At 59.0% G+C, this 21,677-nt stretch carries 19 protein-coding genes; 12 read left to right on the top strand and 7 right to left on the bottom strand.

Going from position 1 to position 21,677, the window contains the following annotated elements:
• The first annotated feature begins 8 nt into the window (after nucleotides 1–8).
• From I6L34_RS18010 to mltB, 4 genes are all read left to right on the top strand, one after another.
• Nucleotides 9–1,643 (top strand): ABC transporter permease, encoded by a 1,635-nt coding sequence (locus I6L34_RS18010; RefSeq protein ID WP_141108850.1) that lies wholly within the window; start codon nucleotides 9–11, stop codon nucleotides 1,641–1,643.
• 23 nt (nucleotides 1,644–1,666) lie between these two features.
• Nucleotides 1,667–2,317 carry an ATP-binding cassette domain-containing protein gene (locus tag I6L34_RS18005; RefSeq protein WP_058056015.1) on the top strand — a complete coding sequence of 217 codons (651 nt, stop codon included), beginning with the start codon at nucleotides 1,667–1,669 and terminating at the stop codon, nucleotides 2,315–2,317.
• 16 nt (nucleotides 2,318–2,333) lie between these two features.
• Nucleotides 2,334–2,948, top strand: coding sequence for a CDP-alcohol phosphatidyltransferase family protein (locus I6L34_RS18000; RefSeq protein WP_216955103.1), 615 nt, complete (start codon nucleotides 2,334–2,336; stop codon nucleotides 2,946–2,948).
• A gap of 132 nt (nucleotides 2,949–3,080) precedes the next feature.
• Complete coding sequence (mltB, locus tag I6L34_RS17995; RefSeq protein WP_058056184.1) at nucleotides 3,081–4,163, top strand: lytic murein transglycosylase B; 1,083 nt, start codon at nucleotides 3,081–3,083, stop codon at nucleotides 4,161–4,163.
• Between the two features lie 102 nt (nucleotides 4,164–4,265).
• On the opposite strand, the gene pgm is transcribed toward mltB, so the two are convergent.
• Both pgm and seqA read right to left on the bottom strand, forming a co-directional pair.
• Nucleotides 4,266–5,915: a phosphoglucomutase (alpha-D-glucose-1,6-bisphosphate-dependent) gene (gene pgm, locus I6L34_RS17990; protein WP_058056014.1), complete on the bottom strand. Its 1,650-nt coding sequence runs from the start codon at nucleotides 5,913–5,915 to the stop codon at nucleotides 4,266–4,268.
• Between the two features lie 58 nt (nucleotides 5,916–5,973).
• Nucleotides 5,974–6,483 (bottom strand): replication initiation negative regulator SeqA, encoded by a 510-nt coding sequence (gene seqA / locus I6L34_RS17985; protein WP_058056013.1) that lies wholly within the window; start codon nucleotides 6,481–6,483, stop codon nucleotides 5,974–5,976.
• Nucleotides 6,484–6,757: 274 nt separating this feature from the next.
• Between seqA and I6L34_RS17980 the strand changes: the two genes are divergently transcribed.
• From I6L34_RS17980 to fldA, 4 genes are read left to right on the top strand one after another with little or no spacing between them, the layout of a single operon-like run.
• On the top strand, nucleotides 6,758–7,540 hold the full coding sequence (locus I6L34_RS17980) for an alpha/beta fold hydrolase (protein WP_081043440.1): 783 nt from the start codon (nucleotides 6,758–6,760) through the stop codon (nucleotides 7,538–7,540).
• Between the two features lie 55 nt (nucleotides 7,541–7,595).
• On the top strand, nucleotides 7,596–7,817 hold the full coding sequence (locus I6L34_RS17975) for a DUF2788 domain-containing protein (protein WP_005334296.1): 222 nt from the start codon (nucleotides 7,596–7,598) through the stop codon (nucleotides 7,815–7,817).
• Nucleotides 7,818–7,837: 20 nt separating this feature from the next.
• Nucleotides 7,838–8,134, top strand: a complete 297-nt coding sequence (gene ybfE, locus I6L34_RS17970; RefSeq protein WP_005334297.1) for a LexA regulated protein — start codon at nucleotides 7,838–7,840, stop codon at nucleotides 8,132–8,134.
• 39 nt (nucleotides 8,135–8,173) lie between these two features.
• Nucleotides 8,174–8,698 carry a flavodoxin FldA gene (gene fldA, locus I6L34_RS17965; protein WP_058056011.1) on the top strand — a complete coding sequence of 175 codons (525 nt, stop codon included), beginning with the start codon at nucleotides 8,174–8,176 and terminating at the stop codon, nucleotides 8,696–8,698.
• Between the two features lie 90 nt (nucleotides 8,699–8,788).
• On the opposite strand, the gene I6L34_RS17960 is transcribed toward fldA, so the two are convergent.
• The gene (locus I6L34_RS17960) at nucleotides 8,789–9,262 is read right to left on the bottom strand and encodes a DUF4442 domain-containing protein (protein ID WP_058056010.1); all 474 of its coding nucleotides are present in this window, start codon (nucleotides 9,260–9,262) and stop codon (nucleotides 8,789–8,791) included.
• A 242-nt stretch (nucleotides 9,263–9,504) separates the two neighbouring features.
• On the opposite strand from I6L34_RS17960, the gene fur reads away from it, so the two are divergent.
• The gene (gene fur, locus I6L34_RS17955; protein WP_005334301.1) at nucleotides 9,505–9,933 is read left to right on the top strand and encodes a ferric iron uptake transcriptional regulator; all 429 of its coding nucleotides are present in this window, start codon (nucleotides 9,505–9,507) and stop codon (nucleotides 9,931–9,933) included.
• Between the two features lie 116 nt (nucleotides 9,934–10,049).
• On the opposite strand, the gene glnS is transcribed toward fur, so the two are convergent.
• From glnS to nagE, 3 genes are all read right to left on the bottom strand, one after another.
• On the bottom strand, nucleotides 10,050–11,711 hold the full coding sequence (gene glnS, locus I6L34_RS17950; RefSeq protein WP_005350535.1) for a glutamine--tRNA ligase: 1,662 nt from the start codon (nucleotides 11,709–11,711) through the stop codon (nucleotides 10,050–10,052).
• 355 nt (nucleotides 11,712–12,066) lie between these two features.
• Nucleotides 12,067–14,730, bottom strand: coding sequence for a beta-N-acetylhexosaminidase (locus I6L34_RS17945; RefSeq protein ID WP_005334304.1), 2,664 nt, complete (start codon nucleotides 14,728–14,730; stop codon nucleotides 12,067–12,069).
• 121 nt (nucleotides 14,731–14,851) lie between these two features.
• Entirely contained in the window at nucleotides 14,852–16,330 is a 1,479-nt protein-coding gene (gene nagE / locus I6L34_RS17940) for an N-acetylglucosamine-specific PTS transporter subunit IIBC (protein WP_021231106.1), read from the bottom strand.
• 273 nt (nucleotides 16,331–16,603) lie between these two features.
• On the opposite strand from nagE, the gene nagB reads away from it, so the two are divergent.
• From nagB to I6L34_RS17925, 3 genes are read left to right on the top strand one after another with little or no spacing between them, the layout of a single operon-like run.
• A complete protein-coding gene (gene nagB / locus I6L34_RS17935; protein ID WP_005334308.1) occupies nucleotides 16,604–17,404 on the top strand; it encodes a glucosamine-6-phosphate deaminase in 801 nt (266 codons plus the stop codon).
• A gap of 9 nt (nucleotides 17,405–17,413) precedes the next feature.
• Complete coding sequence (gene nagA, locus I6L34_RS17930; protein WP_058058046.1) at nucleotides 17,414–18,559, top strand: N-acetylglucosamine-6-phosphate deacetylase; 1,146 nt, start codon at nucleotides 17,414–17,416, stop codon at nucleotides 18,557–18,559.
• 4 nt (nucleotides 18,560–18,563) lie between these two features.
• Nucleotides 18,564–19,778: an ROK family protein gene (locus tag I6L34_RS17925; RefSeq protein WP_005334312.1), complete on the top strand. Its 1,215-nt coding sequence runs from the start codon at nucleotides 18,564–18,566 to the stop codon at nucleotides 19,776–19,778.
• Between the two features lie 71 nt (nucleotides 19,779–19,849).
• Here the strand turns inward: I6L34_RS17925 and I6L34_RS17920 are convergent, their stop codons facing one another.
• Nucleotides 19,850–21,466 (bottom strand): phosphoethanolamine transferase, encoded by a 1,617-nt coding sequence (locus I6L34_RS17920; protein ID WP_216955102.1) that lies wholly within the window; start codon nucleotides 21,464–21,466, stop codon nucleotides 19,850–19,852.
• Nucleotides 21,467–21,677 lie beyond the last annotated feature (211 nt).

Here is a 21,677-nt window from a genome sequence, read left to right as displayed (position 1 = left end):
GTATTGGGATGGCGGTCATTTATCTGGCGATCTTCGTCATCCCTCTGCTGGCGGGGCTGTGGCAACTGCTGATGGAGGGGATGACCACCTCTCATCTTGCCTTGCTGCTGGCCCAGCCTGGCCTGTGGCACTCCGCTGCGCTGAGCCTGTGGATTGGCGCCGCCTCGACCCTCGGTAGCCTGCTGTTGACCGCCCTGCTGCTGGCCCACAGCAACAGCCGGGCTTTCGGGCTGCTCCGTCGCCTGCTCTCGCCCATGCTGGCCATGCCCCACGTCGCCTTTGCCATCGGCTTTGCCTTTCTGCTCGCCCCCTCTGGCTGGCTGCTGCGGCTCGTCTCGCCAGCGCTGACGGGGTTTGATTTCCCCCCCGATTGGCAGACCATCCGCGACCCTTGGGGGCTCGGGCTGATTGCACTGCTCGTTTTCAAGGAGACCCCCTTTTTGCTGCTGATGGCGATGGCCGCGCAGCAACCCATCCTGCTGGCACGCCAGCAGTGGCTAGGGGCGAGCCTCGGTTTTAGCGCCCCCCAGACCTGGTGGCGCCTGCTGCTGCCGGCGCTCTGGCCTGCCCTGCGCCTGCCCATCTATGCGGTGGCGGCCTACGGTGTGGCGGTGGTGGATCTCGCCCAACTGCTCGGGCCCGATGCCCCCGCCCCGCTGGCGGTGCGGTTGTGGCTCTGGTATCAGGACCCGGATCTGCTCTGGCGCGGCGCCACCGCCAGCGGCGCCCTGCTGCTGCTAGCCATCACCGCGCTGTTGATCGCCCTGCTCAGATTACTGGAGTGGTGTCATCAAGAGGTGGGCAAAGGCTGCTGGCTCGATGGCAAACGGTCGGCGCCCCATTCCTTTGCCAACCGGCTCGCAGCGGGCTTTGCATTCACTCTGATCACCCTCAATCTGGCGGTGCTGGCGGCCCTGCTGCTCTGGTCGCTGGCGCGCCGCTGGCCCTTTCCCGCCCTCTGGCCCAGCCAGTGGAGCGGCCGCTATTGGCTCGAACTGCTGCCGACTCTATCGCCGCTGCTGACAACCAGCGCACTGCTGGCGCTGGCGAGCGGGATCCTTGCACTGGTGATGACGGTGCTGAGTCTGGAGGCACAAGCCGGCCGCCGCCCCTGGCCGCTCTGGCTTATCTGCCTGCCGCTGTTGCTGCCGCAGGCGAGCCTGCTGTTTGGCATCCGGCTCGGGCTGGACTGGCTTGCACATGACTCGATAAGCAGCGGCATTGGCTGGGGCTGGGTGCTCTGGAGCCAGCTGCTGTTTGTCTTTCCCTATGCCTATTTGTGTCTGCACGGCCCCTATCGCCAGTTCGATCCACGGATCACCCAGAGCGCCCTGCTGCTGGGGGCAACGCCATGGCGAGCCTGGTGGCAAGTGAAAGCGCCGCTGCTGGCGCGCCCGCTGCTGTTTGCCTTCGGCGTCGGGGCGGCGGTGAGTCTGGCCCAGTATCTGCCGACCCTGCTCTTTGGCGCAGGCAGAGTGGTCACCATCACCACCGAAGCGGTGGCCATCGGCAGCGGCCTCAATCGGCGGCTGGCGGGTCTATACGGCCTGCTGCAACTGCTGTTGCCACTCATTATCTACCTGCTGGCACTCTGGCTGCCGGCGCGGATCAATCCGGCGCTCAAGGGGGGCGGCTCACGATGAACTCTGATGATGGAAACAGCCATATGCTGAGCACCACGCCTCTTCGACTTTACCTTGATGAAAATCTGCTGCTTTCGCTCCCTGCCCTGCAGGTGGCCCCCGGCGAGGTATTGACCCTGATGGGGCCGAGCGGTTGCGGTAAAAGTTCCCTACTGGCAGGGCTGGCCGGAGTACTGCCGGGCGCGCAGACAGAAAATGGCCCGATCCGGCTTGAGGGGGAGATAAGGCTCGGCGAGCGGCCACTCAACACCTTGCCTGCGCAAGCGAGGCGCATCGGCATGCTGTTTCAGGATGACCTGCTGTTCGACCATTTGACGGTGGCGGAGAACCTGATGTTCGGTATGCCTGCGACCATCAAGGGAAAACACGCACGGCGGGAAAAGGCACTGACCGCATTGGCACAAGTCGCGCTGGCGGATCAGGCTGACAAGCTGCCGCAGTTGCTGTCAGGGGGTCAGCGGGCGCGGGTCAGTCTGCTGCGGGCGCTGTTGGCGGAACCCGACGCCCTGCTGCTGGACGAGCCCTTCTCCCGCCTCGACAAGCCGCTGCGGGCCGCCTTTCGCCAGCTGGTGTTCGCCCAGATCAAGGCGCTGGCCATTCCCGCCATTCTGGTGACCCACGATGCGGAAGACGCGCCGGGCACCATACTCAACCTCACCGAATGCCACTGTTAACCGAGGAGTGTTCACCTTGTTTGATCGCCATCTGATCCCCGTGATCCGCAGCCCCCTCACCCAGCTTGCCAAGCCGCTCTGTCGCGCCGGGATCAGTGCCAATCAGGTGAGCCTCACCGGCTTTGCCATCGGCATGCTGGCGCTGGCGCTGCTGGCCTTTGGCTGTTATTCATGGGCGCTTGTGGCCATCCTGCTCAACCGGCTGCTGGACGGGCTCGACGGCGCCGTGGCACGGGAAACCGGCATCACCGACTGCGGCGGCTTTCTCGACATCACGCTGGATTTTATCTTCTACGCCGCCGTGGTGCTGGGCTTTGCCCTCGCCGCCCCTGCCAATGCGCTGCCCGCCGCCACCCTGCTGTTTGCCTTTATGGGCACCGGCTCGAGCTTTCTGGCGTTTGCCATCATGGCGGGCAAGCGGGGGATCGACAATCCGGTCTACCACCACAAATCCCTCTACTATCTGGGCGGCCTCACCGAGGGGAGCGAGACCATCGCCCTCTTTGTGCTGATGTGCCTGTGGCCCGCCGCCTTCGCCCCGCTCGCCTACGGCTTTGCCCTGCTCTGCGCCATCACCACCCTGACCCGACTCTGGAGCGGCTACCACACCCTGCGTCCCCCCCAGCCCTAAACAGCACAGCCCTCACCGGAGGGCTAATCCATCGCACGATGAATTGGCGGCAAACAAGGCGCACGGAACACTTGCACGGGGATGACAATGTTTTACCATTGCGACACTTTTATCAGTCTCTTTGAGAACCCTATGCGTCGCCTTGCCTCTCTTCTCACTCTGTCATTATTCCCCCTGCTCGGTGGCTGCAGCAGCGCCCCCGCGCCAAAACCCGTGGTCGTCCCCCAACCCAAGAGCGCCTTTATCAATCAGGCGCCATCGAGCAAACCCGTTTATACACAAGGGGTTAGCAAGGGGGACTTCGCCAATCGCCCCAACGTGGACCGGTTCGTCCAGAAAATGGTCGAGAAGCACGGTTTTGACAACGCCCAGCTGCATCAGGTGCTGGCACAGGCAGAGCGTTACGACTGGATCATCCGCCTGATGGATGCCCAGGCACCGACCACCGCCAAACCCACCGGCCCGACCGGTGCCTGGAACCGCTATCGCGCCAAGTTCATCACCCCCGACAACGTACAGAACGGCGTCAACTTCTGGCGTGAATACGCAAGCGAGCTGAACCGGGCGGAGCAGATCTACGGGGTGCCGCCGGAGATCATCGTCGGCATTATCGGGGTCGAGACCCGCTGGGGCCGAGTGATGGGCAAGACCCGCATTCTGGATGCACTGGCCACGCTGGCGTTTGATTACCCGCGCCGGGCCGAGTTCTTCACGAGCGAATTGGAAGCCTTCCTGGTGATGACCCGCGATGAGGGGATGGATCCCACCGAACCCAAGGGCTCCTATGCGGGCGCCATGGGCTACGGCCAGTTTATGCCCTCCAGCTTCCAGCGCTATGCGGTGGACTTTGACGGCAACGGCCACACCAACCTGTGGGACCCGGTGGATGCCATCGGCAGCGTCGCCAACTACTTCAAGGCCCACGGCTGGGAGAAAGGCCAACCGGTTGCGGTGCGCGGTCAGGGCCAACTGCCCGGCTATGAGCATGGCTTTCAGACCCGCTACCCGGTCGCCACCCTGCGCCGCGCGGGGCTGACGCCCACCAGCACCCTCGGCAACCACAGCGAGTCGAGCCTGCTGCGCCTCGATGTGGGCACCGGCTACCAATACTGGTACGGCCTGCCCAACTTCTACACCATCACCCGCTACAACCACAGCACCCACTACGCCATGGCGGTGTGGCAGCTGGGTCTGGCGGTGAAGGCAGCACGCTGACAACTCGCTGGCATAAAACAGACAATGAAAAAGGAGCCATCATGGCTCCTTTGTTATATCCAACGTTCAACCCCATCAGGGGCTCAAGGGTGGCTACCTGTTTTAGACGCCTGCTTTGGCCAGCGCAGCAGAGACGATCTGCTGGGCCTCTTGCTGGATGAGGTCGAGGTGCGCGTCGCCCTTGAAGCTCTCCATATAGATCTTGTAGATGGACTCGGTGCCGGAGGGGCGCGCCGCGAACCAGCCGTTCTCGGTGACAACCTTGAGACCACCGATGGCGGCATCGTTGCCCGGCGCCTTGGTCAGCTTGGCGATGATGGGCTCACCCGCCAGGGTGGAGGCTTCTACCAGTGCCGGATCCAGCTTGGAGAGCACCGCTTTCTGGGCGCTGTTGGCCGGGGCGTCGATACGGCGATAGCTGGAGCGGCCGAATTTCGCCTCCAGTGCGTCGTAGTGGGCCTGCGGATCCTTGCCGGTCACCGCCAGAATTTCCGCCGCCAGCAGCGCCAGAATGAAACCATCCTTGTCGGTGGTCCAGACGGTACCATCTTTGCGCAGGAAGGAGGCGCCCGCGCTCTCTTCGCCACCAAAGCCGAACTCGCCGCTGTAGAGGCCATCCACGAACCACTTGAAGCCGACCGGCACCTCTTTCAGGGTGCGGCCAATCTCGCCGGCCACCCGGTCGATCATGGACGAGGAGACCAGCGTCTTGCCGACGGCCGCATCGGCAGACCAGCCGGTACGATGGGTAAACAGATACTGGATCGCCACCGCCAGATAGTGGTTCGGGTTCATCAGGCCGGACTTGGTGACGATGCCGTGACGGTCGTAGTCAGGGTCATTGCCAAGGGCGATGTCGAACTTGTCTTTAAGGGCAATCAGGCTCGCCATGGCGAACGGGCTGGAGCAGTCCATCCGGATCTTGCCGTCTTTATCCAGGGTCATGAAGGAGAAGGTCGGGTCGACCTTGTAGTTCACCACCTCGATATTCAGGCCATAGGTCTTGGCGATGACGTCCCAGTAGGCAACTCCGGAGCCACCCAGCGGATCGACACCGATCTTGATGCCTGCGTTCTTTATGGCGTCCATGTCCAGCACGTTCTTCAGATCATCCACATAGGGGGTGACATAGTCGTGCTCGACCACGAACGGGCTCTTGAGTGCATCGCTGAACGGCATCCGTTTCACACCGGCCAGACCCGCTTCCAAAATGGCGTTGGCACGGTCCTCCACCCACTTGGTGATCTCCCCTTCGGCAGGGCCACCGTGAGGCGGGTTGTACTTGAAGCCACCATCTTCCGGCGGGTTGTGGGACGGGGTGATCACCACACCGTCTGCCAGCGCGGCAGGCTTGCTGGCGTTGTAGCGCAGGATGGCGTGGGAGATGACCGGGGTCGGGGTAAAGCCGAGGCCAGCCTGAATGCGAGTTTCAACGCCGTTGGCGGCCAGCACTTCGACGGCGCTGGCAAAGGCGGATTCGGACAGGGCGTGGGTATCCATGCCGACAAACAGCGGGCCAGTGATACCGGCCTGCTGGCGATACTCCACCAGCGCCTGGGTCACCGCCAGAATGTGAGATTCAGTAAAGGCGCTGTGCAAGGCACTGCCACGGTGGCCGGAGGTACCGAAGGCAACCCGCTGCTCGGGGCGGCTCATGTCCGGCTTGTTGAGGTAGTAGGCGCTGACCAGACGGGGGATGTTGGTCAGATCGCTTAAACGGGCCGGTTGACCGGCGTGGGAATGCTGAGCCATGGCGTTTTCCTTGCGTAATGGCGGCCTTGCCGGGCAAGGCCTGAGTCTTGAAGAATCGTTAGATTGCGCCACACACCTGCGCGATCACCTCTTCGCCATAGCCCATACTGGCCATCAGCTGGGCCACCATGTTCTGCTTGCGACTGGTGTTGGTGTTGGTGATCACCCAGAACGGGGTTTCCGGTACCGGCTTGGGCTTGGTGGTGCTGCCACTGGCGCGCAGAGCCTCGGGATCCTGCGAGAAATAGACGCGCTTGCGCCCCTTGATTTCGGTGGCTTGGGTAAACCCGACCGGATCGTCCCGGTAGAGGGTACTGAGCACCTGCATGAAGCGGTTGATGGACTTCTCTTCCTTTTGCAGCTCACCGGAATCGAGCAGGGCTTGCAGCCCTTGTTGGGTGGCTACCGCACTGGGCTGCGCGACGGCAACGGGCTCGGCAACCGGCACACCTTGGTGAGCAGGCTGTTCCAGCAGACGGCGCAGGATATCGGAGGCACTTTCACCAATGTGCCGGGTCTGGCTGGCGATATAGAAGTAGAGATCGTCATCAAGCTCGATGGTTTTCATAGGGATGCGCTGGACTCGTCGAAATTCGGATGCGGCGATTATACATAGGCAAACCCGACAGCCCAAGCAAGGGGCTGGCAGATGTACATGAATCTCATCGAGAATACGGCATAATAGCGGGCCAAGTGTGTGATCAGCCGCACTGATAGCCGATCCAGACGGGATTTTTTAGAAAAAAAACCACATAAAATCCCAATCCATTGGACGAAATCCTTTTCTTTCCAGTGCGTTAAATAAAACAGCGATACGCACCCACGACCGACAAGGTGTCATTTTGCAACAAAATAGCATATTGAACTTCAAGGAGCAGGGTCAGGGCCCGGCGGTCATTCTGATCCACGGCCTGTTTGGCAGCCTCGACAACCTCAGCCTGCTGGCCCGTGCCCTCTGCGAGCACTATCGGGTCATCAGCGTCGATCTGCGCAACCACGGCGCCTCCTTTCATAGCAGCGAGATGAGCTATCCGGCGCAAGCGGCCGACATCCTGACCCTGATGGATCGGCTGGAGATTGCCGAAGCGGCCCTGATTGGCCACTCGATGGGTGGCAAGGTAGGGATGCAGGTCACCAAGCTGGCGCCAGCGCGGGTAAGCCGTCTGGTCGTCGCCGACATGGCGCCGGTCGCCTATCCCCACTCCCGCCACCAGAATGTCTTTGCCGGACTCAACGCTACACTGCGCACGCCGCCGCAAAGCCGCAGTGAAGCGGAAGCCATGCTGGCGCAGCACATCGAGATCGCCGGGGTGCGCCAGTTTCTGCTCAAATCCTTCGCCAGAGGCGAGCATGGCTGGGGTTGGCGCTTCAATGTGCCCGCCCTTGAGCAAAACTACGCCAACATCATGGGCTGGCCAGAGGATGAACGCCGCTTCGAGGGGCCGGTGCTCTTTATCAAAGGGGGGGATTCTGACTATATGCAGCCCCAATACAGCGAGACAGCCCTGGCCCAATTCCCGGCGGCAAAGGTGCGTGTCATCGCGGGTACCGGCCACTGGTTGCATGCGGAAAAACCGGCTCTGTTCAACAAATTGGTTGTGGATTTCCTGTCGACAGGCGGTTAACAGTTTCAAATCCTTTGTGATATAGTGCGCCCGTCATAAGGAGTGTGCGCAATCCATGCTAAGTGAACATATCGACCTGATCGAAAGTTTGGGCCTCAAGTTATTCTTTGTGGCCATTTTCATATTGATTGGCCTGGCCATTCAGGACGTGCTCAAGCGCGGCAACGTGCCCCGTTTCGGTCGTTTTATCGTCTGGTTGGTACTGTTTCTGGGTTGTGCGGGTTTTGTCGCCAAGGGGCTGATCGAACTGGGCTGGGAAGGCTCAGGACTCGGCTAACTTATTTTCATCTGTGATGTATGGCCAAACAGCAAACTGATCGAACAACACTGGATCTGTTCGCAAATGAGAAGCGCCCCGGCAGGCCAAAGACCAATCCACTCCCCCGCGAGACCCAGCTCAAGATCAACAAGCGTAACCAGCTTAAGCGCGATCGGGAAAATGGGCTGAAGCGGGTAGAGTTAAAGGTGGAGGCCGAGTTGCTGGAGCGCCTGAACCAACTTGCGTTACAACAGAACATCAGCCGAGCCGAGCTGATCCAATCTATCCTGAAACAACAGATTGAGTCCGCCTTTGCGGTGGACATTGCAGTCTGAGCGTTGAGCATTAACACCAAATACGGGTAACTAAACACTATGGCAAGTGTAGGTCTGTTTTTTGGCAGCGATACCGGTAACACCGAAGCTGTCGCCAAGATGATCCAGAAAGAGCTGGGCAAAAACCTGATTGAAGTCCGTGACATCGCCAAGAGCAGCAAGGCCGACATCGAGAGCTTTGATCTGCTGATGTTCGGCATCCCGACTTGGTACTACGGCGAAGCCCAGGCCGACTGGGACGACTTCTTCCCCGATCTGGGCGAAATCGACTTCACCAACAAGCTGGTCGCCATCTTCGGTTGCGGTGATCAGGAAGACTATTCCGAGTACTTCCTCGACGCCATGGGTACCCTGCGCGACATCGTCGAAGCAAAAGGCGCCATCATCATCGGTCACTGGCCGACTGCCGGCTACGAGTTCGAAGCCTCCAAGGCACTGGTCGATGACAAGCACTTTATCGGTCTGGGTATCGATGAAGATCGCCAGCCGGAGCTGACCGCCGAGCGCGTCAAGGGCTGGTGCAAGCAGCTGCACGAAGAGATGTGCCTGGGCGAGCTGGAGTAATCCGCTTCCCCTCATACCTCTGACAACAAGGGCCCCGACGGGGCCCTTGTTTTATCTGCTTGTTGCGATGCCTACCTTTATTCTTCCCTGTTATTCACCTCTGTGCTCCGGTTTGGCTCGCACATAGAGGGTGCGCTTGACCTGCGCCACCAGCTCGCCGCTCTTGTCCTGCACCGAGACCTCGAATTCTGGGAAGTGTTTGTTGCCACCTTCAGTCGCCGCCACGATTTCGGCCAGCTTGCCCTCGGTCAGGTTGAACTCGGCCACCAGCTTGCCCTTGCCCGGCTTGATGTAGTTGATGCTGCCCGCCTTGTCCCAGACGTAATAGCGATTCTTGAAGTAGCCCATCAGCATCAGTGGATAGATGGGGTCCGTCATGGCAAACATGCTGCCGCCAAACTGGGTGCGGTTGGCGTTCTTGTTCCACCAGCGGGATTTCAGGGTCACCCGGCAATAACGAAAGTCATCGCTCAGGGTCTCTATCTTGATACCAGCGCCCCAGAAAGGGGGCCAGGCGTTGAGTGCGCGGCGCACCCAGGCCGCATTGTCAAAAAGCCAATCCATGGATCTCATCCGACCAGAAATATGAAAGTTACATCTTATCAACATCTGCCATGCCAGCAAGTCGGACGACACGATTGATTATTTCAATCCAACCGGCCATTTATGGCTAAACCCCTTGAATTGCTGGGTTTATTTTTAGGGAGGCTACGACCTATAATGACAGGCCAAGCGAGTTCAAGGTTGCCATTCCTGCGGCAGTCCATCAGAATAACCCCACCTTCGAGAATGCGAATAAGTAGAATATGGCAGACAACAACCAAGCGTTAAAAAAGGCCGGGCTCAAGATCACCTTACCCCGGGTCAAAATCCTGGAAATCCTGCAACAGCCGGACTGCCAGCACACCAGCGCCGAAGATCTCTATAAACGACTGATCGACCTGGGTGAAGAGATTGGTCTCGCTACCGTCTATCGCGTTCTCAACCAGTTTGATGATGCCGGTATCGTTACCCGTCACCACTTCGAAGGTGGCAAGTCGGTATTCGAACTGGCCACTCAGGAGCATCACGACCACCTAGTTTGCCTCGACTGCGGCAAGGTGATCGAGTTCTCCGACGAAGTGATCGAACAGCGTCAGCGCGAGATCGCCAAGAAATTCAATATCCGTCTCACCAATCACAGCCTCTACCTCTACGGTCACTGTGCTACCGGTGAGTGCAAGCACGACGAATAAGTCGCCCGCGACTTGCAGATAACGGACAATAAAAAAGCCAGCATCAGCTGGCTTTTTTATTGTCAGGCGCAGGCCGCTGGCAGCACACAGGGCAGGGTCTCCCCTGCCCCATCGGCTTAGCCTTCTACCTTGCCCCAGGAGTCGCGCAGGGCAACGGTGCGGTTGAACACCAGATGCTCCGGGCTGGAGAGCTTGTTGTCGGCGCAGAAGTAACCTTCACGCTCGAACTGGTAAGCCTGCTCCGGCTTGGCGTTCTTCAGGGAAGCCTCGACACGGGCCCCCTCGATGATCACCAGGGATTCCGGGTTCAACGCGGCTTCGAAGTCATCCTCGGCGCCCGGGTTCGGCACCTTGAACAGACGATCGTAGAGACGTACTTCCGCTGGCAGGGAGTGAGTGGCGCTGACCCAGTGGATCACCCCTTTCACCTTGCGGCCATCGGCCGGATCCTTGCCCAGGGTCTCGGGGTCGTATGAGCAGTAGATGCAGGTGACTTTGCCATCCGCATCTTTCTCGATGCGCTCGGCCTTGATCACATAGGCATTGCGCAGACGCACTTCCTTGCCCAGCACCAGACGCTTGAACTGCTTGTTCGCCTCTTCTTTGAAGTCCGCTTCGTCGATGAAGATCTCGCGGGTAAAGTTCAGCTCGCGGGTCCCCATCTCGGCATTGCTCGGGTGGGCCGGGGCAGTCAGCACTTCGTCGGCAGCCAGGTTCTCGATGACCACTTTCACCGGATGCAGCACGGCCATGGCGCGCGGCGCATTCTCGTTGAGGTCTTCACGGATGCAGGCTTCCAGCATGCTCATCTCGACGATGTTGTCCTGCTTGGTGACGCCGATGCGCTTGCAGAACTCGCGGATGGAGGCCGGGGTGTAACCACGACGACGCAGACCGGAGACGGTCAGCATGCGCGGGTCATCCCAACCATCGACGTGCTTCTCGGTCACCAACAGGTTCAGCTTGCGCTTGGACATGACGGTGTATTCGAGGTTCAGACGAGAGAACTCGTACTGACGGGGGTGGCAGTCGATGGTGATGTTGTCCAGCACCCAGTCGTACAGACGACGGTTGTCCTGGAACTCCAGAGTACAGATGGAGTGGGTGATCCCTTCCAGCGCGTCCGAGATGCAGTGGGTGAAGTCATACATCGGGTAGATGCACCACTTGTCACCGGTCTGGTGATGGTGGGCAAACTTGATGCGGTAGATAACCGGATCACGCATCACCATGAAGGGGGATGCCATATCGATCTTGGCGCGCAGGCAGGCGGTGCCTTCGGCGAACTCGCCGTTCTTCATCTTGGCAAACAGCGCCAGGTTCTCTTCCACGCTGCGATCGCGGAACGGGCTGTTCTTGCCAGCTTCAGTCAGGGTGCCACGGTACTCGCGCATCTGCTCGGGCGTCAGCTCGTCCACATAGGCCAGACCCTTTTCAATCAGCTCGATGGCGTAGCCGTGCAGCTTGTCGAAATAGTCGGAGGAGTAGCAGATCTCGCCGTTCCACTGGAAGCCGAGCCACTGTACATCCTGCTTGATGGACTCTACGTACTCGATATCTTCCTTCACCGGGTTGGTGTCATCGAAACGCAGGTTGCACTGGCCCTGATAGTCGCGGGCGATGCCGAAGTTCAGGCAGATGGACTTGGCGTGGCCGATATGGAGATAACCGTTCGGCTCGGGCGGAAAACGGGTATGCACGCTGCTGTGCTTACCGCTGGCCAGATCTTCATCAATGATCTGACGAATAAAGTTAGTTGGGCTGTTCGCCTGACTCATGGCTCACCTCAAAAAAGCGTCACTGGCGGAAGTTGTGCCGGCTGGCACCCTCATCCCCCCGCCGTCAAGCCGGGTATGATCCCTTATTACGGGCGCTGTCTCAACCTGAATTTGGCACTTCCGGGCCATTTCCCGGCCATTGCGCCGCTAAAAACGGCGTGGCTTGGCACATTGCACCCCAAATGCATAAAAAAGCCCCGCACGAGGCGGGGCTGAAAGTGATGAAAAACACAAAACAGACAATTACACACAACAAAGGCTCACACGCACAGTCAACCTTTCCCAAACCCGATGCGCCATCGCCCTTGGGAAAGGCGGGTCTTGCGACCCACCTCATGTTAACGGTTGACTGCTATCAGTTCAGTTCGGTGACGCGGCTGGTGCGCTTGCCATCGAAGCTGGTTGTACGCAGGTAGACCTTGCCATTCACGCTCGGCTTGGCCGCTGCGTCATAGGCACTCCAGTTGGTACCGTCCAGGCTGTACTGGATGGGCAGACCCGGCAGATCCACGTTCGCTTCCAGCACACCGTTCACTACCTTGGCACCCGGTACGGAGAGGCGGTATTCAACACCGGCCTGATCCAGTTTCGGCAGCACGCGCTGACCCAGTACGTTGGCAAACTGGTTCCACTCTTTGTTGAGGGTGGCCTTGTTGACGAACTTGGTCTCGCCGGAGAACTCGCGACCCTTCACATAGTTCAGCTCGAAGCCACCTTTGTGCCAGGCACGCTCAGCCACGGAGAAGATACGCGGGTAAACCATGTACTCGTACTGAGCATCGGTACGCACGGTTTCACTCCACTGCTGACCGGAGATCCCCTTGAACTTGACCGGATCCTGGTCACCCTTGGCCACGAAGGCGTTGCCGTCGCGGTCAACCGAGGTCTCGGCGTTCTGCGGCAGGTTTTCCGGGGCGAAGGCAAACACCTTGCGGGTGTCGTTGAAACGGGTTGCCCAGTAGTAGCCACGCTCGGCCGGGTGTACTTCGTTCGGGAAGTCGAAGTAGAGGTAATCCGGGTTGGACAGCACCACTTGGTAACCCTTGTGGGCCCACTTCATCGCTTCGTTGAAGCCACCCCAGTAGAGGGTTTCCCAGAAGTTGACACGGGTGTTGTCGGTGGCGAAGTCCTTGGCACCGCTGGCGTACTTCAGACCATCTTCCCACGCCTGCAGGGTAGAGAAGCCGCGGTCTTTGACCATCTGGCCCACTTCCTTGGCGAAGTAAACCGGCAGCTCGCCCACTTCCTTGATCTTGCCTTCATCGATCATCTTCTGGCACATCGGGGACTTGCCAAACGGTTTGTCCTGCTTGCTGGAGTCGACGTTACCTTTCCAGGCGACCAGCTCTTCTTTCTTGGTGACGGCCGGATCCTGATAGCCACCGCCCTGCATGATGTTCTTCGCCTCATCACCACCGTAGTGCCATGCGGTCAGCGGCTGACCGGCGGCCTGGTGCATCTGGGCAACTTCATCCATTACCTTGGCCACGAAGGTGGCAGCACCCGGCTGGCAAGGGTTGATGAAGGACATCTTGTCGTAGAACTGGACGGAGGTGACGTTGGAGGTGTCAGCCGGATCAGTCAGACGGAACTGGTTGGCTTCCGCTTCTTTGCCTTCCGCCATCAGACGCTTGTAGCGCGCTTCCATGGAGACCACGGCAGCACGGGCGTGGGCCGGCATGTTGATCTCGGGGATCACGGTCACACCGCGGGCCTTGGCATAACGCACCAGATCCACGTAGTCAGACTTGCTGTAGAAACCGGAACCCTGGTTGTCGCTGGTCGGGCCGGAACCCAGTTGCGGCATCAGGCACTTGGTTTCGGACTCGTCGTGGCAACGCTGGCTACCGACCTGAGTCAGCTCCGGCAGACCCGGGATCTCCAGACGCCAGCCTTCATCGTTGGTCAGGCCAAGGTGCAGCACGTTGAGCTTCATGGCAGACATCTGGTCAACCAGCTTCTTCATGGTATCCAGACTGCGGAAGTGACGGGCCACGTCGGTCTGCATGCCACGGTATTCAAAGCGCGGCGCATCCTCGACGGTCATCGGGCTCACCAGCTTGTCATCAACACCCAGCAGGGAGATCAGGGATTGTGCACCCCAGAATGCCCCGTCGATATCGCGACCCTGGATCACTGTGCCCTTCTGACCGATGGTCATGTCATAGCCTTCAGCCTGCTTGAGCTTGCTGCCGAGCTTGATGGTCACCGGGTAGCCGGTGTCGGAGAGGGTAACACCCAGCTTGGTCAGTTGAGCCTTCAGGGCCTCGGCGCGATCGCTCGGCAAGTCCAGGGCATTGAGTTTGATGGTGGAGAAGTCAACCTGCGGACCCGCTTTGACTACCTGCTTCATCGGGGTCGGCAGGATCTGGTTGTCAATCTTGCCAGCCGGCAGCAGGGTGCTGGTCTGGTTGGCCGCGAAACGGGTTTCGCTGTTCATCAGGATGTTCTTGTCATCCTTGGTACGCTTCCAGCCATCAGCCGGCATCGGCTTCTCGTAGGTGCTGGCATCATTGATGTTGCTCATGCTGGCCAGTACTTTCGGCTCGGCACCTTCGCTGGCGACATACCAGTTCGGCATGATGTCAGATTCGAACAGTACCCAGTATTCCACCACCAGCGGCACTTCGACCGTGGCATCCTTGGCAAAGCCCTGGAACTTCTCGGTTGGCGTCAAACGATAGAGATCGCCGGTCAGGTGAGTAATGGTGAACTGGTCGTTATCCACACGCTGGATACGACGGATGGAGGAGACGTAGATGCTCCAGTCTTTGGAGGTCACGTCCGCACCGGTATTGGTCAGGTGCAGCTTGGCAACGCCACAGCTCGCCCACTCGGAACCCAGCGCCTGGCAATCGAGGCCGGCACCGGCACCGTCGTTGGTGACCACCTCATACTTGACCACCAGGTTGTTGGCGAGGGAGTCGACCACGGCCTGCTTGGCGGCATCGGCTGCCTGGACCTGGCTGACAAAAACGGTAGACATGGCAATGGCTAACAGAGAATGTTTCAAGTTCATAACTGCTGCTCTCATTTGAAGTAAAGGTTGGATTTTCTTGGCTTTTTTATATGGGGCCCCTGAGCGGGGCCCTTAGTTATGTCAACAATGGACTTAGACTTGAGGTGAGCGAGTCGCTCGATTAACGCAGGGCTTTCATCTCACCGGCGATGATTTCGGCCAATGGGCCCAGAATCACCTGCAGGTTCTGCTCACCGAGTTTGACCACACCGGCCGCCCCCAGGGCTTTCAGCTTGCGCTCATCGACGATACTGCGGTCTTTCAGAGTCAGACGCAGACGGGTGATGCAGGCATCGATGGAGACCAGGTTCTCTTGACCACCCAGCACTTCCAGGTATTGCTTGGCCAGCTCGGTACGGTTGGTAGATTGAGCGGCAGCCGGAGCAGTATCTTCGTCATCTTCACGACCCGGGGTTTTCAGGTTCAGCTTGGCAATCACTACGCGGAACACGGTGTAGTAGAGGCCGAAGAAGACCAGACCCTGAGGGATCAGCATGTACCAGTTGGTCGCCAGCGGGTTACGGCTGGAGAGCACCATATCCACCAGACCGGCACTGAAACCGAAACCGGCCATCCACTGCATGGAGGCAGCGATAAACACGGAGATACCGGTCAGTACGGCGTGGATGACATACAGTACCGGCGCCACGAACATGAAGGAGAACTCGAGCGGCTCGGTTACACCGGTAAAGAAGGAGGCAAAGGCAGCTGCGATCATGATGGAAGCAACTTTCTCTTTGTTCTCTTTCTTGGCGGAGTGGTAGATGGCCAGCGCGGCACCCGGCAGACCGAACATCATGATGGGGAAGAAGCCAGCCTGGTACATACCGACCACGCCTTTCACCTGCTCCAGGCTCTTGCCAGCGGCCAGAGCGGCATCGATGGTAGCCTGACCACCCAGGAAGTTCGGGATGTCGTTGATACCGGCCACGTTGAACCAGAACACGGAGTTCAGGGCGTGGTGCAGACCGATCGGGATCAGCAGACGGTTGAAGAAGGCGTAGATACCGGCACCGGTAGAGCCCAGGCTCACGATGGACTCACCGAAGGAGACCAGACCACCGTAGATTGCCGGCCATACGGCCATCAGGATGAAGGATACGACGATCATCACCACGGAGGTTACGATCGGTACCAGACGACGACCGGAGAAGAAGGAGAGTGCCTTGTGCAGCTCGACGCTGCTGAAGCGGTTATACAGCTCAGCGGCGATAACACCACACAGGATACCCACGAACTGGTTGCTGATCTTGGCAAACGCGGCAGGAACCTGCTCCACCGGGATGCTCTTGATCTGGGCCACAGCGCCCGGGCTCAGCAGGGTGGTAACGACCAGGAAGCCGACCAGACCTGCCAGGGCAGCAGAACCGTCTTTATCCTTGGACATACCGTAAGCGACACCGACTGCGAACAGTACGGACATGTTATCGATAATGGCTGCGCCCGCTTTAATCAGGAAGGCAGCCAGCGCACTGTCACCACCCCAACCATTCGGGTCAATCCAGTAGCCAACCCCCATCAGGATCGCTGCGGCAGGCAATACCGCTACCGGCACCATCAGGGCACGGCCGATCTTTTGCAAATAACCGAGAATGTTCACGGTTCCTCTCCTTAGTTAATGTTTTTCTAGAAATTAAGTGCTTATCACGTTTGACGCATAAGCCATCAAGGCTTGATTGGCAGTCTAGGGCTTTTATTTCGCTGCGCAAATTAATAAACCGATAATCGTGATCGTTATCACCCAAACAAGATAAAGGTGGTGGATAGATGTGGCTTAGTTCGCAATCTTTATTTACGCTATAAAACAACTTGAATCCGTCTTAGCCAATTGCCACCGCCAAACCGGTCGCAACCCGACACAGAGGTATCCCATATGCGCCTGATCCCGTTGAAATCTGCCAGCCAAGTAGGCCTGTGGTCTGCTCGTTACATCGTTGACCGCATCAACGCGTTCAAGCCGACCAGCGATCGCCCTTTCGTACTGGGCCTGCCCACCGGTGGCACCCCGCTCAACACCTACAAGCGCCTGATCGAGTTGCACAAAGCCGGTGAAGTGAGCTTCCAGAATGTGGTCACCTTCAACATGGACGAGTACGTCGGCCTGCCGGAAGATCACCCGGAGAGCTACCACAGCTTCATGCACAACAACTTCTTCAGTCACATCGACATTCGTCCCGAAAACATCAACATCCTCAACGGCAATGCCGAGGATCTGGTGGCCGAGTGCAAGCGCTACGAAGACAAGATCAAGTCCTACGGCAAGATCCACCTGTTCATGGGTGGCGTGGGTAACGACGGCCACATCGCATTCAACGAGCCGGCTTCTTCCCTCTCCTCCCGCACCCGGGTCAAGACCCTGACCGAAGACACCCGTATCGCCAACTCCCGCTTCTTCGGTGGCGACATGGAGCAGGTGCCCAAACTGGCCCTGACCGTGGGTGTCGGCACCCTGATGGATGCGGAAGAGATCATGATCCTGGTCACCGGTCACGGCAAGGCACTGGCCCTGCAGGCCGCCGTAGAAGGCAGCGTCAACCACATGTGGACCATCTCCACCCTGCAACTGCATCCGAAGGGAATGATGGTGTGCGACGAGCCCTCCACCATGGAGCTCAAGGTCAAGACCGTTCGCTACTTCCAGCAGCTGGAAGCCGCCAACATCGGCCGTCTGTAAGGAGTCGTCATGTACGCATTGACCAACTGCACCCTCTACACCGGCAGCTGCGTGCTGACCGGCTACGGGGTGCTTATCGAGGGCGACAAGATTGTCGCCATCTCTCACCTGGCCGAACTGCCTGCGGGCATCGAGCAGATTGACCTCAAAGGCGCCAACCTGACCGCCGGTTTTATCGATGTGCAGCTCAACGGCTGTGGCGGGGTGATGTTCAACACCGAGATCACGGTCGAGACCCTGGCGACCATGCAGGCGGCCAACCTCAAATCCGGTACCACCAGCTTCCTTCCGACCCTGATCACCAGTCCGGATACGGATATGAAGCAGGCCGTTGCGGTGACCCGTGACTACATGGCGGCACACCCCAACGAGGTGCTGGGCGTCCATCTGGAAGGGCCTTACACCAACCTCAAGCGCAAGGGGATCCACCCTGCCGCGCAAATTCGCCAGCCAGCGGACGAGATGATCGATTTCTTCTGCGCCAACGCGGATGCCATCACCAAAATCACCCTGGCTCCGGAGCGCAACGAGCCGGCCCATATCCGCCGTCTGGTGGAAGCGGGCATTCTGGTCTCGGCCGGTCACACTGCCGCCAGTTACGATCAGGCCATGGCCGGGTTCGATAACGGTATTCGCTTTGCGACCCACCTCTACAACGCCATGACCCCGACCCTCAACGGTCGCGAGCCGGGCGTCGTGGGCGCCATCTACGATCGCAAGGATGTCTACGCGGGCATCATCGTCGATGGCCACCATGTGCACTGGGCCAACGTGCGTCTGGCTCACAAGGCGCTGGGGGAGCGACTGGTGCTGGTCACCGATGCCACCGCAGCAGCTGGTGCGCCGGAAGGCTTTGAGAAATTTGATTTTTGTGGCACCACCGTCTTTTTACGCGATGGTCAGTGTGTCGACGAGAATGGTACACTCGGCGGTTCCTCCCTCACCATGATTGAGGGGGTGGAAAATCTGGTCAAGCAGGTCGGATTACCGCTCGATGAAGCACTGAGAATGGCCAGCCTCTACCCCGCTCGCGCCATTGGATGGGACTCACGTCTCGGTAGTATCCAGGTCGGTAAAGTAGCCAACCTCACTGTCTTCGATCAGGACTTCACGGTCCGTGGGACCGTGGTTAACGGACACTACACACAACAGTGACATCATGACTGGCGGACAAATAGCAAACGTAGATCTTATCAAGCAGGTCAACAGTGCAGCCGTGTATCGGCTCATCGACCTGCAAGGCCCCATCTCCCGGGTCAAGATTGCCGAGTTGAGTCAGCTGGCACCGGCCAGCGTGACCAAAATAACCCGGCAACTGATCGAGCATGGCCTGATCAAGGAGACCTCTCCGCAAGCCTCAACAGGCGGGCGGCGTGCCATCTCCCTGACCACCATCAAACATCGCTTTCAGTTTGTCTCCGCCAAGCTGGGCCGCGGCTACCTGCAACTGAGTCTCTATGACCTCGATGGCAAGGAGCTCGACCAGCACGTCATTCAGGTGACCGAGATCGACCAGCAACCCGTGGTCGACATGCTGCTGCGAGAGATTGGCGCCTTTATCGATGCCAACCGCGAACGCTGTCGCAACCTCATCAGCATCGCGCTGACCATGCCGGGTCTGGTCAACCCGGAATCCGGCATGGTCATCTACACCCCCAAGTACCAGATCCGCAATCTGGGATTGGCGAAGCTGCTTGAGAACCACTTCAACCTCCCCTGCTATGTGGGCAACGACACCCGCTCGCTGGCGTTGGCCGAACACTTCTTCGGCGAGTCCCGCGACTGCATGGACTCCATTCTGGTCAGTGTCCACCAGGGGACGGGCTCGGGGATCATCACCAAGGGTCAGGTGTTCCTCGGTCAGAACCGCAACGTCGGCGAGATCGGCCATATCCAGGTCGAGCCACTCGGCAAGCGCTGCCACTGTGGCAACTTCGGCTGCCTCGAGACCATCGCCTCCAACGAAGCGATCATCGACAAGGTGAAGGAGCTCATCAGCCGCGGCCACCAGAGCGCGCTGCAAGAGAAGCACATCACCATTCAGGAGGTGTGCAAGGCGGCACTGGCAGGCGATGAACTGGCCCGCAGCGTCATCGAGAACGTGGGTGAGCATCTGGGACGAGCGGTGGCCATCACGGTCAACCTGTTCAACCCGCAGAAGGTACTGATCGCCGGCGAAATCACCGCAGCCGAAGAGATCCTCTTTCCGGCCATCCGTCGCTGCGTCGAGCATCAATCCCTGCCGAGCTTCCACCGTGGCCTGCCCATCGTGAAAGCCCGCTTCCAGAACCAGCCGACCTATGGCGGCTTTGCACTGGTCAAGCGCGCCCTGCTGGAGGGAGATCTGCTGCAGATCATCATGGAGCAGAAGTAAGACACTGATCTTGCGAGATAACAAAACGGCAGCCACTGGCTGCCGTTTTCTATTGTGTGCTTGCTGGCGGTTTAGCCCGCCCGACATGGCTTGAACAGATCCAGCTTGTTGTCGTAAACACTCGTCTGCACATCCATGATCCCCAGCATGGAGTGGAACAGGTTATCGTGGGAGAAGCGCTGGCTGCTTGCCTCCGCCGCCAGGCAACCCATATCAAGCTGGCGATCAGCCTGTAACTGAGGCGAGAACCAGGTCAGCAGCGGCACCCGGGTCTGATCATCCGGCGCGAACTTGTATGGCGTACCGTGCAGATAGAGTCCCATGGCCCCCAGGGATTCGCCGTGATCGGAGAGATAGACCAGTCCCACATCGTACTGGCTCTCCAGCGACTTGAGCTTGTCTATCAGCAGCCCCACCACCTTGTCGGTGTAGCGGATGGTGTTGTCATAGGTGTTGACCAGCTCTTCGTTGCTGCAGTTTTCAATGTCGCTGCGCGGGCAGTCCGGCATAAAGGCGCGCTCGCTGGCAGGATAACGACGGAAATAGGTCGGGCCATGGCTGCCCATCAGGTGAAAAGCCACCAGCTTGTTGCCCTTCATGCCGGCAATCTGCTGATCCAGCCCCTCCAGCAATACCTCGTCATAGCAGGACTCCCCCTGACAGAGCGCAGGATAGGATTTGGGGAGGATCTCGATGGTCGGCACATTGCGGCACACCCCTTTGCAGCCGCCATCATTCTCTTTCCACAATACCGAGACTCCGGCATGTTGCAGCACATCGAGCAGGCCGTCACGGGAGCTGGCGAGCTGGTCATCGTAACCACGGCGCGTGAGGTTGGAGAACATGCAGGGCACCGAAACCGCAGTGGCAGTACCGCAGGAGCGCACATCTTTGAACGACACCACCCCCTGCTCTTTGGCCGTGAAGCTGTTGGTCGCCTTGCCATACCCGTTAAGGGAGTAGTTCTGGCTGCGCGCCGTCTCCCCCACCACCAGGAACATCAAAGTCGGCTTGCTTCCCCGGGCCACCACCCTGGCATCTGTCCCCAGATGCTGGTAGGGGAGCGGCGTGGCAAACAGCACATCCCGCCCATATTTGTAGAGGCCGTGCACATAGTTGGCGGGCACAATCTCTTTGGCCAGCGACTTGTTGTTGCGCCCGACCGAGGCGTAATCCTGATAGTAAAGTGCCGCGACGCCCCCGATAAACAGCAGAGAGATAGCCAGTGCACCAGCCCGCAACGCCAACCCCTGATACCAGCGAGCCGGATAGCGGATCCGCAGCGACCAGAGCTCCAGAACAGGCAGCAGCCCGGTCAGCAGAAACCAGAGCGCAACCGAGCCATTCAAATAGGCCCCGGCCTCACCACTGTTGGTCTCCACTATGTTCTGGATCATGCCTGCATCAAAGATGACGCCGTATTTGAGCATGGCGTAGCTGACGATGGAGCCAGTCAGAATGAGCACGGTAAAAAAGGGCTTGAGCACAAACCGGAACGTGAAGGGAATAAACACGGCATTGAGCGCAGCGAGCAGCACCAGCGGGATCGAGATGGCAAATCCGGCTTTGACATGGGTCAGGGCGCTGAGCACCGTATAGAAATGCAAAAAGATTGGCCAGTTCAGTACCAGGGCGAAAAAGAGCACCAGCAACAGATTGGTCTGCAGTACACCGAGAGTTACACGCATAAACAACTCCTACATACCGGCCTGCAGTGCAGCGGGCCGGCCAAGCCAACAAAAACGACGGGGCCAGCGTAGGAAGTAAAACTTAAGCGCGAATTAAGAGGAGAAGCACGGCGCTCGTGCGCCCCATCACAGCACGTGGTGCTCCGCAGCCCCGAAATGGATTTTTAGTTGTCTATCCATCGGATTTTGCTAGCTTGTTGAGTAGGCATTC

Source organism: Aeromonas sp. FDAARGOS 1404 (assembly GCF_019047085.1).
GTDB lineage: Bacteria > Pseudomonadota > Gammaproteobacteria > Enterobacterales > Aeromonadaceae > Aeromonas > Aeromonas veronii.
This window is presented reverse-complemented; position numbering and strand designations above follow the sequence as displayed.

Excerpts from the sequence above, each read along its gene's own strand:
- I6L34_RS17945 (WP_005334304.1), bottom strand. The coding sequence starts at position 14,730 with ATGAACTTGAAACATTCTCTGTTAGCCATTGCCATGTCTACCGTTTTT.
- glnS (WP_005350535.1), bottom strand. The coding sequence starts at position 11,711 with ATGAGTCAGGCGAACAGCCCAACTAACTTTATTCGTCAGATCATTGAT.
- fldA (WP_058056011.1), top strand. The coding sequence starts at position 8,174 with ATGGCAAGTGTAGGTCTGTTTTTTGGCAGCGATACCGGTAACACCGAA.
- nagA (WP_058058046.1), top strand. The coding sequence starts at position 17,414 with ATGTACGCATTGACCAACTGCACCCTCTACACCGGCAGCTGCGTGCTG.
- I6L34_RS18005 (WP_058056015.1), top strand. The coding sequence starts at position 1,667 with ATGCTGAGCACCACGCCTCTTCGACTTTACCTTGATGAAAATCTGCTG.
- I6L34_RS18010 (WP_141108850.1), top strand. The coding sequence starts at position 9 with ATGGCGGTCATTTATCTGGCGATCTTCGTCATCCCTCTGCTGGCGGGG.
- fur (WP_005334301.1), top strand. The coding sequence starts at position 9,505 with ATGGCAGACAACAACCAAGCGTTAAAAAAGGCCGGGCTCAAGATCACC.
- I6L34_RS17960 (WP_058056010.1), bottom strand. The coding sequence starts at position 9,262 with ATGGATTGGCTTTTTGACAATGCGGCCTGGGTGCGCCGCGCACTCAAC.
- nagB (WP_005334308.1), top strand. The coding sequence starts at position 16,604 with ATGCGCCTGATCCCGTTGAAATCTGCCAGCCAAGTAGGCCTGTGGTCT.
- ybfE (WP_005334297.1), top strand. The coding sequence starts at position 7,838 with ATGGCCAAACAGCAAACTGATCGAACAACACTGGATCTGTTCGCAAAT.
- pgm (WP_058056014.1), bottom strand. The coding sequence starts at position 5,915 with ATGGCTCAGCATTCCCACGCCGGTCAACCGGCCCGTTTAAGCGATCTG.
- I6L34_RS17975 (WP_005334296.1), top strand. The coding sequence starts at position 7,596 with ATGCTAAGTGAACATATCGACCTGATCGAAAGTTTGGGCCTCAAGTTA.
- mltB (WP_058056184.1), top strand. The coding sequence starts at position 3,081 with ATGCGTCGCCTTGCCTCTCTTCTCACTCTGTCATTATTCCCCCTGCTC.
- I6L34_RS17920 (WP_216955102.1), bottom strand. The coding sequence starts at position 21,466 with ATGCGTGTAACTCTCGGTGTACTGCAGACCAATCTGTTGCTGGTGCTC.
- I6L34_RS17925 (WP_005334312.1), top strand. The coding sequence starts at position 18,564 with ATGACTGGCGGACAAATAGCAAACGTAGATCTTATCAAGCAGGTCAAC.
- seqA (WP_058056013.1), bottom strand. The coding sequence starts at position 6,483 with ATGAAAACCATCGAGCTTGATGACGATCTCTACTTCTATATCGCCAGC.